This window comes from Isoptericola halotolerans, from assembly GCF_013149785.1.
Classification (GTDB): Bacteria; Actinomycetota; Actinomycetes; order Actinomycetales; family Cellulomonadaceae; genus Isoptericola; species Isoptericola halotolerans.
Genome location: NZ_JABEZU010000002.1, coordinates 93,565 through 107,119, shown reverse-complemented (window position 1 = coordinate 107,119; position 13,555 = coordinate 93,565). Strand labels below are relative to the sequence as shown.

The 13,555-nt window shown below is 73.6% G+C and carries 10 protein-coding genes; 9 read left to right on the top strand and 1 reads right to left on the bottom strand.

Features of this window, described 5'->3' with window-relative positions:
• The first annotated feature begins 83 nt into the window (after positions 1 to 83).
• The 7 genes from HDG69_RS08205 to HDG69_RS08175 all read left to right on the top strand — a co-directional run bounded on the left by HDG69_RS08205 (position 84) and on the right by HDG69_RS08175 (position 7,994).
• Complete coding sequence (locus HDG69_RS08205) at positions 84 to 1,397, top strand: glycosyltransferase 87 family protein (RefSeq protein ID WP_171783322.1); 1,314 nt, start codon at positions 84 to 86, stop codon at positions 1,395 to 1,397.
• A 96-nt stretch (positions 1,398 to 1,493) separates the two neighbouring features.
• The gene (locus tag HDG69_RS19555) at positions 1,494 to 2,618 is read left to right on the top strand and encodes a glycosyltransferase family 4 protein (RefSeq protein WP_343036341.1); all 1,125 of its coding nucleotides are present in this window, start codon (positions 1,494 to 1,496) and stop codon (positions 2,616 to 2,618) included.
• Positions 2,619 to 2,621: 3 nt separating this feature from the next.
• The gene (locus HDG69_RS19550) at positions 2,622 to 3,809 is read left to right on the top strand and encodes a glycosyltransferase (protein ID WP_171783321.1); all 1,188 of its coding nucleotides are present in this window, start codon (positions 2,622 to 2,624) and stop codon (positions 3,807 to 3,809) included.
• Complete coding sequence (locus HDG69_RS08190; protein ID WP_171783320.1) at positions 3,806 to 4,684, top strand: SGNH/GDSL hydrolase family protein; 879 nt, start codon at positions 3,806 to 3,808, stop codon at positions 4,682 to 4,684. Before HDG69_RS19550 ends, HDG69_RS08190 begins: the two co-directional genes overlap by 4 nt.
• A gap of 145 nt (positions 4,685 to 4,829) precedes the next feature.
• A complete protein-coding gene (locus HDG69_RS08185; RefSeq protein ID WP_171783319.1) occupies positions 4,830 to 6,167 on the top strand; it encodes an ABC transporter substrate-binding protein in 1,338 nt (445 codons plus the stop codon).
• Positions 6,168 to 6,222: 55 nt separating this feature from the next.
• The gene (locus HDG69_RS08180; RefSeq protein WP_343036340.1) at positions 6,223 to 7,137 is read left to right on the top strand and encodes a carbohydrate ABC transporter permease; all 915 of its coding nucleotides are present in this window, start codon (positions 6,223 to 6,225) and stop codon (positions 7,135 to 7,137) included.
• Positions 7,131 to 7,994: a carbohydrate ABC transporter permease gene (locus tag HDG69_RS08175; RefSeq protein ID WP_171783318.1), complete on the top strand. Its 864-nt coding sequence runs from the start codon at positions 7,131 to 7,133 to the stop codon at positions 7,992 to 7,994. The genes HDG69_RS08180 and HDG69_RS08175 overlap by 7 nt, the downstream gene beginning before the upstream one ends.
• Here the strand turns inward: HDG69_RS08175 and HDG69_RS08170 are convergent, their stop codons facing one another.
• Positions 7,995 to 8,858 carry a helix-turn-helix domain-containing protein gene (locus tag HDG69_RS08170; protein WP_171783317.1) on the bottom strand — a complete coding sequence of 288 codons (864 nt, stop codon included), beginning with the start codon at positions 8,856 to 8,858 and terminating at the stop codon, positions 7,995 to 7,997. It lies immediately after the preceding gene.
• 95 nt (positions 8,859 to 8,953) lie between these two features.
• Here HDG69_RS08170 and HDG69_RS19360 point away from each other — a divergent pair, with 95 nt between their 5' ends.
• Together HDG69_RS19360 and HDG69_RS08160 are read left to right on the top strand one after the other, a co-directional pair.
• Positions 8,954 to 12,190 carry a DUF5107 domain-containing protein gene (locus HDG69_RS19360; protein ID WP_171783316.1) on the top strand — a complete coding sequence of 1,079 codons (3,237 nt, stop codon included), beginning with the start codon at positions 8,954 to 8,956 and terminating at the stop codon, positions 12,188 to 12,190.
• Positions 12,187 to 13,506, top strand: a complete 1,320-nt coding sequence (locus HDG69_RS08160; protein WP_171783315.1) for a cellulase-like family protein — start codon at positions 12,187 to 12,189, stop codon at positions 13,504 to 13,506. The genes HDG69_RS19360 and HDG69_RS08160 overlap by 4 nt, the downstream gene beginning before the upstream one ends.
• Positions 13,507 to 13,555 lie beyond the last annotated feature (49 nt).

The following is a 13,555-nucleotide window of genomic DNA, read 5'->3' as shown; positions in this document are numbered from 1 at the left end:
CGTGTTCTGTCCGGCAGTTCGAACTGCCGGACAGAACACGGAATGACGATCAGAACCCGACCCGCGCCGATCCGTCTGGCACGATGTGGCGCGTGCCTGCCGACCCGCCCGCCGACGAGCGCGACGCGGCGTCGTCGTCGTCACCGTCGTCGCCCGAGACCCGCGACCGCGACCGCGGCGGAAGCCTCCTGCAGTCCCCCTGGCTGCTGGCCCTGGCCTTCGTCGTGGTGCACGCCCGCCTGGTGCACGAGGCCATCAGCTGGCAGAACATGATCTACGGCGACGTCACCCTCTACGAGTGGTGGGCCCGCCACGGGCTGGACAACGGGCAGTGGCCCGTCCTGGACTACGACTGGGTCTACCCCGCCGGCGCCCTCGCACCGGTCGTGGCGCCGGCGCTCGTCACCGACGACCTGCTCGGCTACGAGATCCTGTGGACGGCGATGATCGTCGCGCTCAACGCCGTCGCCACGGTCGTCCTCGTCCGCGCCACCCCCCGCGGGGCCCTCGGCGCCTGGTGGTGGCTGCTCTTCCTGCTCGCGCTCGGCCCCATCTTCCTCGGCCGGCTCGACGGCGTCGTCGCGCCCCTGATCCTGGTCGCCCTCGTGCTGGCCCGGCGCCACCCATGCCTCGCCGTCGCCGTCGCCACCGTCGGGGCCTGGGTCAAGATCGCCCCCGGCGCCGTCGTCGTCGCGATCGCCGCCACCCGCCGCGACCTGCACGACCTGCTGCGGGCCGTCGTCGCCCCCGGGGCGATCGTCTCCGCCGTGGTGGTCGGGCTGGCCCTGGTCGGCGGGGCCGGGACCCGCGCCCTCAGCGTCTTCGGCGAGCAGGGATCGCGCACGCTGCAGGCCGAGTCCGTGGCGGGCACCTGGTTCTCCGTGGCCCGGCTGTGGGACCCGGGCGTGGCGATCGAGTACAACGACGTGATCTTCACCTACGAGTTCCAGGGCGCGGCAGCGAACGCCGTCGCCGACGCCCTGGACTGGCTGCTCCCGCTCGCGGTGGTCGCGCTGGCCGTGCTGACGCTGTGGGCCGCGCGCCGGCGCCCCGAGAGGGCGTACGAGATCCTGCTGCTCTCCGCCGCCGTGCAGCTCGTGGCGCTGATCGTGTTCAACAAGGTGGGCTCGCCGCAGTTCGTCGCCTGGATCGGGCCCCCGGTGGCGGTCGCCCTCGCGACGCTGCCCGCCGGCCGGGCGCTGCGCGCCTGGTGGCCCCCCGCCCTCGGCATGGTGCTCGTCGCCTACGCGACCTACCTCGTCTACCCGGTCGCCTACGGGCCGTTCCTCGACGGCGCCGGCTGGATGATCACCGTCGAGGCGCTGCGCAACCTCGCCCTGGTGGTGCTCATGGCCGGGGGCCTGTGGCGGATCGTGCGGCTCGCCCGGTCCGCGTAGTTCCACCCCAACGTTTCCCCGACGTTCGGGACATCGACCCCGACACGTCGCCCGCCGCACGCCCACCGGTCATCCCGGACCGTGACAGTGCGGAACGTGAGGGTAGCGATCGTCGCCGAGTCCTTCCTCCCGCAGGTCAACGGGGTCACGAACTCCGTGCTGCGGGTCCTCGAGCATCTCCAGCGGTGCGGGCACGAGGCCCTGGTCCTCGCTCCCGACTCCGACGAGGAGTCCGTCCCACCCTTCGTGCACGGCGCGCCCGTGGTCGAGATCCCGTCCGTCGGGCTGCCGGGCTACGCCGACGTGCGGGTCGTCGTCGGGCAGCGCGCCCGCATCGAGCGCACGCTCGCGGCGTTCGGGCCCGACGTCGTCCACCTCGCCTCGCCCTTCACCCTCGGCTGGCGCGGCATGCAGGCCGCCGAGTCGCTCGGTGTGCCGACCGTCGCCGTCTACCAGACCGAGGTGCCCAGCTACGCCGCGCGGTACGGCATGCGGCACCTCGAGCCGCTGCTGTGGCGGCGGGTGCGCAACCTGCACGAACGCGCCTCGGTCACGCTCGCACCGTCCACACCCACGATCGACCACCTGCGCGCCCGCGGCGTACCCCGCCTGCACCGGTGGGGCCGCGGCGTGGACACCGTGCAGTTCCGGCCCGCGGCGCGTGACGAGGCCTGGCGGCGCGAGGTCGGGGCCGGCCGACCGCTGCTCGTCGGGTACGTCGGCCGCCTGGCGGCCGAGAAGCAGGTGGAGGCGCTGCGGGTACTCAGCGGGCGCGAGGACCTCCGGCTCGTGGTCGTCGGCGAGGGCCCCGAGCGGGCGCTGCTCGAACAGCTCCTGCCCGACGCGCACTTCACCGGGCTGCTGCGCGGCGAGGAGCTGGCCCGCGCGATGGCGAGCCTGGACGTGTTCGTGCACCCCGGCGAGCTGGAGACCTTCGGCCAGACCCTGCAGGAGGCCAACGCCTCGGGGGTGCCCGTGGTGGCACCCGCCGCGGGCGGCCCCCTGGACGTCGTCGCGCACTCGCACACCGGATGGCTGTACCCGCCGGGCGACCACGCCGCGATGCGCGGCCACGTCGACGATCTGCTCGGCGACGCCCGCAAACGACGAGCGTTCGGCACCGCGGCCCGCGAGCGCGCGCTCGGCAGGACGTGGGCGAAGGTCTGCCACGACCTCGTCCAGCACTACGAGAGCGTCATCCGGATCGCCTCGGAGGTGTGAACGGTGCGGATCGTGCACGTCGCCAACGCCTACGCGCCGCGGTCGGGCGGGATCCGTACCGCGATGCACGCGCTGTCCCGGGAGTACCTGGCGCACGGCCACGAGCCGGTGCTCGTCGTGCCGGGGCCGACGGCGGCCGTGCGGTGGGAGGGCGACGTGCGCGTGGTGCAGGTGGCCGCGCCGCCGGTCCCCGGTGTGGCCGGGTACCGGGTGGTGGTGCGGCCGGCAGCCGTGCGGTCCGTGCTCGACGCGCTGGCCCCCGACCGTCTCGAGGTCTCCGACCGCGCCACCCTGACCGGCGTCGGGCTCTGGGCCCGCGAGGCCGGGGTGCCGTCCCTGCTGATGCTCCACGAACGGCTCGACGGGGTGCTGTCGGCGTTCTGGCCCGGCGCGGGCAGCGGGGCGCGTCCCGGCGCCGTCGGGCGCAGGCTCGCTCCCGTGACGGCCGACGCGTGGAACCGGGCGACGCTCGGCCGGTTCGACCGGCTGGTCGCCACCACGCAGTTCGCCGCCGGGGAGGTGGGGCGACTGACGGCGCGGCGGCCCGGCACGGTCCCTCCCCTGCACCGGGTGCCGCTCGGGGTGGACCTCGATCGCTTCACGCCCGACCGGTTCTCCTCGGGGCTGCGCCAGCGGCTCGCCCCGGCCGGCGAGGCCGTCGTGCTGGTGATGAGCCGGCTGTCCCGGGAGAAGCGGGTCGACCTGGCGGTCGAGGCCGTCGCACGGCTGGTGGCCGACGGCGTCCCGGTGCGGTTGGTGGTGGCCGGCAGCGGGCCGCAGTCCACCGTGCTGCGGGCACGCGCCGAGCGGCTCGGTGTCCCGCACCGGTTCCTCGGGTTCGTGCCGGACCGCGACGAGGTGGCGGCCCTGCTGGCGAGCGCCGACGTCGTCGTCGCACCGGGTCCGATCGAGACGTTCGGCCTGGCCGCGCTCGAGGCCCTCGCCTCCGGGACGCCGGTCGTGTGCTCGTCGACGAGCGCGCTGCCCGAGGTGGTGGGGGCCGCCGGCGCGAGCGCCGACCCCGACCCGGCCGCGCTGGGGGTGGCGGTCCGTCAGGTGCTCGCCCGGCCTGCCTCAGCCCGGCGGGCGGCGGCGCGGGCGCGAGCCGAGCTGTTCCCGTGGTCGGCGACGGGGCGCGCGATGCTGACCCTCCACAGCGCCTCGCCCCTCGTGGCGGGGGGTGCACGATGAACGGGCCGGCGGTCGTCGCCCTCGGCGACTCGATCACGGCGGGCGTGGGCGACGCCGTCGGTCCCGACGCGACCCACGGCCCCGGGTGGGCGGCCCACCTGGCGCTGCTGGCCGAGGCGGGCCGGTTCGAGAACCTGGCCCGCAACGGCGCCCGCACCCGGACGGTGGTCGACGAACAGCTCGACCGGGCGCTGGCGGCACGACCCGACGTCGCCACCCTGGTGATCGGCGGCAACGACGCGCTGCGCAGCGACTTCTCCCCCGCCGACGTCGCCCGGCGGCTGACCACCTGCGTCGGGGCGCTGCGCGGCGCGGGCGCCGCCGTCGTCCTCGCGACCCTGCCGCCCGTCGGCCTGTTCGAGCTGTGCGGCGGACGGGTCCGGTCGGTGATGCGCACGCGGATCGACGCGGTGAACGCGGCGGTCCGCGCCGTGGCCGGACGCCAGGCAGGCGACGGGACCGGCGTGGTGGTCTTCGACGTCGCCGAGGCCGTCCGGCCGCTCGGCACCGGTGCCTGGTACGTGGACCGCGTGCATCCCTCGCCCTGGGGACACCGGCACGTGGCCGTCACCGCGGCACGGGCCGTGCGCGTCGCCCTCCCGGACCTCGCCCGGCTGCCCGCGCCGCCGCCCCCGCCCCCGGCGTGGGAACGGGCCGCGTGGCTCACCCTCGCGGGGGTGCCGTGGGCGCTGCGCCGCGGCCGCGACTTCCTGCCAGGGCTGGTGCGCGCCGTCCTCGACGACCTGCGGGGTGCGGGGCTCGGTGCGCTCGACCTGGACCTCGAGCTGCCCGGCCTCGGGTCCCGCGGACCGGCGGCCGGCACGCTCAAGGAGCCGGGCGAGCCCGGCCTCGACGCGCTGGTGCAGGCGACCTAGCGTCACCCCTCCCGGGAGTGCCGCAGCAGCAGATCGTCCAGGTGGCACGTCGCTTCGCCCATGTACGAGCAGGCCGTCAGGTCCATATCGTCAGGCGTGCACCATCTGAGACGAGGGTGCCTCGCCTGCACGCAAAGGAGCTTGTATGTCCATCCATCCCGCGCGCCGCGCGAGGCTCACGCGCCTGGTCGCCGGAAGCGCCGTCGTCGCCCTCACCCTGGCCGCGTGCTCGACCGGCTCCGACGACGGCACGGCCGACGGCGGCACCCCGGACGAGCCCGTCGAGCTCACCTTCCAGTCCTGGGTCCCGAACATCGACCAGGCCGTCGACGCCTTCAACGACTCGCACGACCACATCCAGGTGACGCTGGAGACCATCACCGCCGGACCCGACGGCGGGTACGCGACCATGCTCTCCGCCGTCCAGGCCGGCAACCCGGCCGACGTCGTCCAGCTCGGGTACGACGCCATCCCCGACTTCCTCGTCAGCGACGCCCTCGAGGACATCACCGACCACGTCGCCGACGCCGAGGCGACGTTCGTCCCCTGGCAGTGGCAGACGGGGGTCTTCGGCGACCGCGTCTACGCCGTGCCTCAGGCCTCCGGTCCGCTCGGGCAGTTCTACCGCGAGGACATCTTCGACTCGCTCGGGATCGACTACCCCGAGACGTGGGAGGAGTACTACGAGGCGGCGCAGGTCATCCGGGACTCGGACCCCGACCGCTACATCACCGCGTTCGCGTTCAACCAGGCGCCGTGGCTCATCGGCCTGGCGCAGCAGGGCGGCGCCGGCTGGTTCACCGCCGAGGACGACGCGTGGACGGTGTCCATCGACGGTGAGGAGACGATCAGCGTCGCGGAGTTCTGGCAGCGGCTGATCGACGAGGACCTCGTCAAGGTCGAGGCGGACTTCTCCAACGAGTGGAACGCGGATCTGCAGAACGGCAACATCGTCACGTGGATCTCGGGGTCCTGGGCCGACGCGATCCTGCGCGGCACCGCTCCGGAGACGGCCGGGCAGTGGGCCGTCGGCCCCGTGCCCCAGTGGTCCGCGGGTGAGAACGTGTCGGCCACGTGGGCGGGCGGGTCCGCCAGTGCCGTGCTGAAGGGTTCGGAGCACCCGGCGGCCGCCGCCGAGTTCGCGCTGTGGCTGAACTCGGACCCGCAGAGCGTCGACATCCTCACCAACGTCGGAGCCGGCTGGCCCGCCGTCGCCGACACCAGCCAGGTCGCCTCGCTCCAGGACGACCCGGAGGTGTTCGACTTCTACGGCGGGCAGGACATCTGGGAGGTCTTCGCCGAGTCCGACGCCGCCGTCGACACGTCGTGGGAGTGGCCGCCGCTGTCGTCCACGCTGTTCGCGTCGCTGACGGACAACGTCAAGGAGGCCGTGGACACCGGCACCCCGCTCGTCGACGCCTACCGGCAGACGCAGACCGACATGGTGGCCGCGCTCGAGGGTCGCGGCATCTCCGTCAACTGACGCCACACGGCGGGGCCGGCCGCACGTGCCGGCCCCGCCGTCGGAAAGGGCCTTCGTGACCACGATTCTGCCTGTCCGACGCCGGACACGGCGCAGGCCGGCCCTCTGGGCGCTCCTGCTGCCGTTCGTCGTCATGTTCCTGCTCTTCTTCGTCGCGCCGATCGTCTATGCGATCGTGCAGAGCACGCTGGCCACCCGGAGCTCCGGGCTGGGGTTCGGCCCGCCGGAGACGACGTTCGTCCTGCTCGACAACTACGTGCGGGCGCTGACGGACCCGGCCTTCGTGGCCAGCCTCGGACGCCTGCTGGCGTTCTCGGGGATCCTGGTGCCCCTGATGGTGGTGACAGCGCTCGGGCTCGCGCTGCTGCTCGACACGGGCCGTGCCCGCGCGCCGCGCTTCTTCCGCGTCCTGGCGTTCGCCCCCTACGGCGTGCCCGGCGTGATCGCCACGCTGCTGTGGGGCTTCCTCTACATCCCGGCGACCAGCCCGGTCCTGCAGGTCCTGTCGGCCGTGGGGATCGACGTCGTGCCGCTCGCCAGCGGCACCGTCCTGTTCGCCATCGCCAACATCGCCCTGTGGGGCTTCGCCGGGTACAACATGGTCATCCTGCTCGCGGCGCTCGACGCCATCCCGGGCGAGCTGCGGGAGGCCGCCCGCATGGACGGCGCCTCGATGTGGTCGATCACCTGGCACATCAAGCTGCCCCTGGTGCGCCCGTCGGTGATCCTCGTGACCGTCTTCACGATCATCGGCACGCTGCAGCTCTTCGTCGAGCCGCTGGTCCTCCAGCCGCTGACGACGGCGATCAGCTCGACCTACACGCCGAACCTCGCCGCCTACAACCAGGCGTTCTCCCAGGGGAACCCGAACCTCGCCGCCGCCATGGCCGTGATCGTCGCCGTGCTCGGGTTCGCGTTCTCCTTCGGGTTCCTCCGCCTCGTCAACAGGAAGGGGAACCGCGCATGGTGACCGTCCGTCGCCGCCAGGCACCCGCCGTCAGCACCCTGGCGATCAACGGCATCCTCGTCGTGGCCGCCGTCTACTTCCTCCTGCCGCTGGTGTGGGTGCTGATCGCCGCCACCAAGTCCCCCGGCGACCTCTTCGCGACGTTCGGGCTGTGGTTCTCCGACAGCCCCCAGGCGTGGTCGAACCTGGTCGGGCTCTTCACGCAGAGCGGGGGCATCTTCAGCCGGTGGGTGGTCAACAGCATCGTCTACTCCGGGCTCGGGGCACTGGTCGCGACGGTCATCTCCGCGGCGTGCGGCTACGCGATCGCGAAGTTCGTCTTCCCAGGACGCGAGGTGCTGTTCTCGGTGATCCTCGGCGGCGTGCTCGTCCCGGCGACGGTGATCGCCCTGCCGTTGTACTTCCTGCTCAACGGCGTCGGGCTGACCGGTACCTACTGGGCGGTCCTCCTGCCGAGCATGGTCAGCCCGTTCGGGGTCTACCTGGCACGTATCCACGCGAACGCCAGCGTGCCGGACGAGGTCGTGGAGGCGGCGCGTCTGGACGGTGCCGGCGACCTGCGGATCTTCGCCTCGATCGCCACCCGCATGATGAGCCCGGCGCTGGTGACGATCTTCCTGTTCCAGTTCGTCACCATCTGGAACAACTACCTGCTGCCCCTGGTGATGCTCAACGACACGAGGACGTTCCCGGTGACCCTGGGCCTGACCCTCTGGAACTCGCAGACCCAGCGCGACCCGATGTTCTACCAGCTCGTGGTGACCGGCTCGGCGGTGTCCGCGGTGATCCTGGTGGTGCTCATGATCGCCCTGCAGCGGTTCTGGCGTGCCGACCTGACGTCGGGTGCATCCAAGGGCTGATCACCCCTTGCGGGTCTCCCGGTAGCCGCGCGGGCTCACGCCGTGCGTCCTGCGGAACTGTCGCGAGAAGTAGAACGGGTCGTCCATGCCGACCTGCCGGCCGACGTCCGCGACGGGCAGGTCGGTGGTGTCCAGCAGGGCCCGGGCGCGTGCCATCTTGAGCGCCGTGTGGTGCGCGAGCACCCCGCCGCCGGTGGCCTCGCGGAACAGGGCGGCCAGGTGGGAGGGAGAGATGCCCACCATGGCCGCGAGCTCCGGCACCTGGATGCGCCCGTCGACGCGCTCCTCGAGGTAGCGCATCGCCCGCTGCAGCGGCGTCCCCGGCTCGGCGAGGGTCCGGTCGACGGCGAGCTGGGTGAGCAGGCGCCAGGCGATGCCCGCGGTGGCGAGCAGCCGCGCCGGGGTGGTGTCGCGGGCGAGGGTCACCGCGATCTCGTCGAGCAGGGCGGTGACGGTCTCGACCTCGCGCAGGGTGACGGTGGGCGCATCGGGGCGAGCGCCGATCGCGTCGACCAGCTCCGGCACGTCCGTGCCCCGGACGTGGCACCACCAGATCGTCCAGGGATCGTCGGCGGACGCACCGTAGGCGTGCGGGGCGCCGCCCGGCAGCACGATCGCCGTCGACGTCCCGACGCGCGTCCGGGTCCCGCCGGACTCGACCCACCCGCTGCCCGCCACGCACACGATGACGATGGTCTCGGCGATCCCTTGGGGCCGCCGTCGGGCATGGTCCTGGGCCCGGGGGAAGCATCCGGCGTCCGTCACCAGCATCCGGCGCGTCCCCGGGCGAGAAGACGCCGCGGCCACGAGCGGTCGAGGAACCACGCCGAGTCGCTGGTGCTCGAAGCCGTCCGCCTTCTCCATCCCGGCATGATGTCACGGCGGGATCGGCGGATCATCCAGGGACTGCGGGTGATCCGCCATGGTTCCCACGCCGTCCGACGCCGTACGTTCGTCGGGTGACGACAGCCGACGCCGCGAGCCGCATCCTGCTCCCGAGTGCCCCCGCCGACCAGGCAGACCTCCTCGCAGCCGGCGGTGTCGCCTGCTGGAGCGAACCGGTCGAGATCGACACCTACCTCCCGGGCGACCCCGACGAGTACCCGCTCTTCCTGGACCGCCGCGTGTACCAGGGGTCGAGCGGCAAGGTCTACCCGCTGCCGATGGTCGACAGCGTCGCGGCGACCAAGGCACCGCAGCGCTGGCAGGCCGTCCATCTCGAGAACGCCTCCGTCCGCCTGATGCTCCTGCCCGAGCTCGGCGGCCGGATCCACATCGGCCACGACAAGGTCGCCGGGTACGACTTCTTCTACCGCAACAACGTCATCAAGCCGGCGCTCGTCGGGCTCGCCGGTCCCTGGATCTCCGGCGGCGTGGAGTTCAACTGGCCGCAGCACCATCGTCCGGGCACGTTCCTGCCCGTGGACTCCCGCATCGAGCGCGAGCCCGACGGCGCCGTCGTCGTCTGGCACAGCGACCTCGATCCCCTCCAGCGCATGCGGGGCACCCACGGGGTCCGGCTGCGCCCGGGCAGCTCCGTCATCGAGGCGGAGGTGGTGCTGCACAACCGGACCGACCTGCCGCAGACGTTCCTGTGGTGGGCGAACGTGGCAGCACGGGCGCACGAGGAGTACCAGTCGTTCTTCCCCGACGACGTCACCATGGTCGCCGACCACGCGCGGCGAGCGGTCACCGCGTTCCCTCGCGCGGACCGCCCGTACTACGGGGTGGACTACCCGGCGCTGGCCGCCGAGCGGCCCGACGCGGACCGCATCGACCTGTACTCGAACATCCCCGTGCCCACGTCGTACATGGTCACGGACACCGAGCAGGAGTTCTTCGGCGGGTACGACCACCGCGCCGAGGCCGGGTTCGTCCACTGGGCCGACCGGTCGGTCTCTCCCGGCAAGAAGCAGTGGACCTGGGGCGACGGACCCCTCGGGCACGCCTGGGACGACCAGCTCACCGACACCGACGGCCCGTACGTCGAGCTGATGGCCGGCGTCTACACCGACAACCAGCCCGACTTCGCCTGGCTGCTGCCCGGCGAGACCAAGACCTTCAGCCAGTACTGGTTCCCCATCCATCGCATCGGCCCGGCCCGGCAGGCGAGCACGGAGGCCGCCGTGTCGGTCGCGGCGCGCGACGGGGGCGTGCAGGTCGGGGTCCTGGCGACCCGCGCGCACCCGGCCGCGACGGTGCGGGCCCACGGCCGCGACGGCGTCGTCGGTGAGTGGACCACCGACCTGGCCCCCGACCGCCCCGTCGTCAGGACCGTGGAGTCCGACGACGTCGAGCGGGTGGAGGTCCTCGCCGCCGGTCGCGTCCTGGTCGCCTGGACCGCCGTCGCGGCGCCCGAGGAACCGTGGGTCGCGACCGCGCCCGACGCTCCCACCCAGATCTCGTCGAACGACGAGCTGTACCTCACGGCCGTCCACCTCCACCAGTACCGCCACCCCACCCGTTCGCCGCTGCCCTACCTGCGTGAGGCGCTGCGCCGCGACCCGGCGGACTCCCGCGCCGCGACCGCGCTCGGGTCGTGGCACCTCGTCCGCGGTGAGTATGCGGCGGCCCGCACCGCGCTCGAGACCGCCCAGGCGCGTCTCACGCGCCGCAACCTCAACCCGCGCGACGGCGAGACGGCGTACCTGCTGGGTCTGGTGTGCGAGCGCCTCGGGGACGACGACGCCGCCGACCGCGCCTTCGGCCGAGCGGCCTGGAACGCCGCCTGGGCCGCTCCCGCACGGCTCGCCCGCGCACGCCTCGCGCTGCGACGCGGCGACGCCGAGGCCGCCCGCCGGCTGGCGGACGAGGCCGGCACGATCCCGGAGGCGCGTCGCGTCGCGGCCCTCGCGCTGCGTGCGCTCGGCGACGTCGACAAGGCCCGCGCTCTGTTGGAGCGCGAGCACGCCGCCGACCCGCTCGACCCGGCCACCGCCGTCCTGCTCGGGCAGCACACTTTCGGTGACGCCCGGACCCCGCTCGACGTCGGTGCCGAGCTGGCCCGTGCCGGGGCGTACGACGCCGCGCTCGGCGCCACCGCCGACGACGTCGCCGCCGTCCCGGCACGCGGGCTCGCCGGACCGATCCGGCACTACCTGCGCGCCCACTGGCTCGACCGCGCAGGACGCGCCGCACAGGCCACCGAGGAGCGCGGGCGGGCCCGAACGGCGGAGGTGGCGCTCGCGTTCCCCGCCGGGCTCGACCAGCGGGACGCGCTCGACGCGGCGCTCGCCGCCGACCCGGACGACGACGTCGCCGCGGGCCTGCTGGGCATGTGGCTGCTCGACGCCGGGCGCGGCGCCGAGGCGCTGCACCACCTGCGGCACGCGACCGCCTGTGGGTCGACCGACCCCGTCGTGTGGCGCAACCTCGCGATCGCGGCCGTCACGGTCGACGACGACGAGGACCTCGCCGACCAGGCCCTGCACCAGGCTCTGTCGCTGCGCGAGGACGCGCGCCTCGTCCTGGAGCGTGACGTGCTCGCGGAGCGCCGCGGGCTCGACCCCGCCGACCGCCTCGACCTGCTGCGCGCCCACGGCGAGCTGCTCGGCGACCGGGACGACCTCGCGCTGCGGCACGTCGAGCTCCTGCTCGACGTCGGCGACGTGGACACGGCCTGGACGATCCTCACGACCCGCACGTTCCGGCCCTTCGAGGGCGGTGAGGGGCGGGCGATCGCGGCGTTCGACCGTGCGTCCTGCGCACGGGCCCGCGGCATGGTCGGCTCCGACCCGGCCGGGGCGGCGTCGTTCCTGGAGGCCGGGCTCACGCCCCCGGGCACCCTGGGCGAGGGACGCCACCCCGCGCAACCGCCGGTGGAGCGCTGGGTGGTGCTCGGCGACTGCCGTGCCGCCGCTGGGGACGACGACGGCGCCCGTTCGGCCTGGGAGCAGGCCCGCGCGACGACGCCTCTCGCCGTCGAGCCTCGCCCCGCCGACGAGCAGACGTACTGGACCGGGGTGGCCCACGCACGCCTGGGCGACCGGGGGGCGGCCGACGCCGTGTGGCGGGAGCTCGAGGACCGGGCGGCCGCCCTCGTCGAGGCCGCCGACGACGTCGACTACTTCGCGACGTCGCTGCCCGAGCTGGACCTGTTCGACACCGGGACCGGCGCCGCCCGGACGCGCACTGCCACGACCCTCCGGCGGCTGGCGGCCACCGGACGCACGCTCACCGAGAGGATCCGACCATGACCGAGCGCTACCTGGGCTCCGGCCACCTCAGCGAGGACGAGAGCAGCCTCACCGGGCCCGTGCCCGCGCACCTGCCGCAGCGGCTCACCATCACCCTGTGGGACTTCTCCTGGTACACCCAGGCCGGGCCCGGCGACCCCTACGAGGACCTGGACGCCGTCGTCGCCGACGCCGCGGCGCTCGGGTACAACGCGATCCGGATCTGTGCCGCGCCCCTGCTGCTCTGCGGGCAGCTCGGCCTGGACGACCACGCCCGCGCCCTCGAGATCGAAGGCCTCGGTGCGTCCCCCGACGGCGGGTACTTCGGGCGCCGCACCCGCTGGTACGACGCACCGGGCGGGTACACGCTCGACCTGCGCGGGCGTCTGCTCGCCCTGTTCGAGGTGGCCCGGCGGCACGGCATCGTCATCGTGCTGGCGAGCTGGGAGTACCAGCAGTCGCCGGCGTTCGCCGCGTCGCCGGCCTGGTTCGACGCGATCGACGCGGTACCGCTGGACCAGCGGTACGCGGTGCTCGCCGGTGCGTGGGACCGCATGATCGGCTGGCTCACCACGCACGGGTTCCGTGAGCAGATCGCCCTCGTCGAGCTGCACAACGAGGTCGACTTCTCGATCCTGCCGGCGCTCGACCAGGGCGTCCCGGCCCTGCGGGGACTCCGCGAGCGCCACCCGGACCTGCTGATCACCGCGAGCTACGGCAAGCCGCCGCACCTGGCGATGCACCAGGTGCCGGACGGGCTCGGCGCGGCCCAGTTCCACGTGTACAGCTACGGGGTGCTGGACGCCCTGCAGCAGGTGCTCGACATCCGGTCCGAGGGCAGCGCGGACTTCCCCAACGCGGAGCTGGCACGGATGCTGCGCGGCGACGCCCCCGCCGTCGCCGACTACGGGCGCGCCGCAGCGTGGAAGTACCGCGCCACCGTCGTCACCGACCAGATGATCTACGGCTACGACTGGATCGACCCGTCGGCCTGGGACACCTGGCTGGAGGAGCACTACCCGGCCTACGAGGCGGTGATGCTGCGCGAGATCGAGTCCCGCACGATCGCGATCGCCCGGTGGGCGCGCTGGCGGGACGTCCCCGCCGTCGTCGGTGAGGGCTGGGTGGGGTACACGCCCCTGCACGGCACGTTCGAGGAGGGCAGCATCGGCCGGGCGCTCGCCGAGCACGGGATCGACACCGCGCTGGCGCACGGCGTGTGGGGCGTGGTGCTCTGCTCGAACGCGGCGCCGCACCACCCGATGTGGGAGCAGCGGGACTGGCAGGCGCGGGTGAACGCCCGCATCCTGGGAGCCAGCACTTCCCAACAACAGTAAATTCGATTACCGTAAACCTCGTTACTATTGCTCGGTTCGAGGAGCGGAG

Bases quoted from the DNA above. Each gene is read 5' to 3' on its own strand.
- HDG69_RS08160 (WP_171783315.1), top strand. From the start codon at position 12,187: ATGACCGAGCGCTACCTGGGCTCCGGCCACCTCAGCGAGGACGAGAGC.
- HDG69_RS08190 (WP_171783320.1), top strand. From the start codon at position 3,806: ATGAACGGGCCGGCGGTCGTCGCCCTCGGCGACTCGATCACGGCGGGC.
- HDG69_RS08175 (WP_171783318.1), top strand. From the start codon at position 7,131: ATGGTGACCGTCCGTCGCCGCCAGGCACCCGCCGTCAGCACCCTGGCG.
- HDG69_RS08185 (WP_171783319.1), top strand. From the start codon at position 4,830: ATGTCCATCCATCCCGCGCGCCGCGCGAGGCTCACGCGCCTGGTCGCC.
- HDG69_RS08205 (WP_171783322.1), top strand. From the start codon at position 84: ATGTGGCGCGTGCCTGCCGACCCGCCCGCCGACGAGCGCGACGCGGCG.
- HDG69_RS08170 (WP_171783317.1), bottom strand. From the start codon at position 8,858: ATGGAGAAGGCGGACGGCTTCGAGCACCAGCGACTCGGCGTGGTTCCT.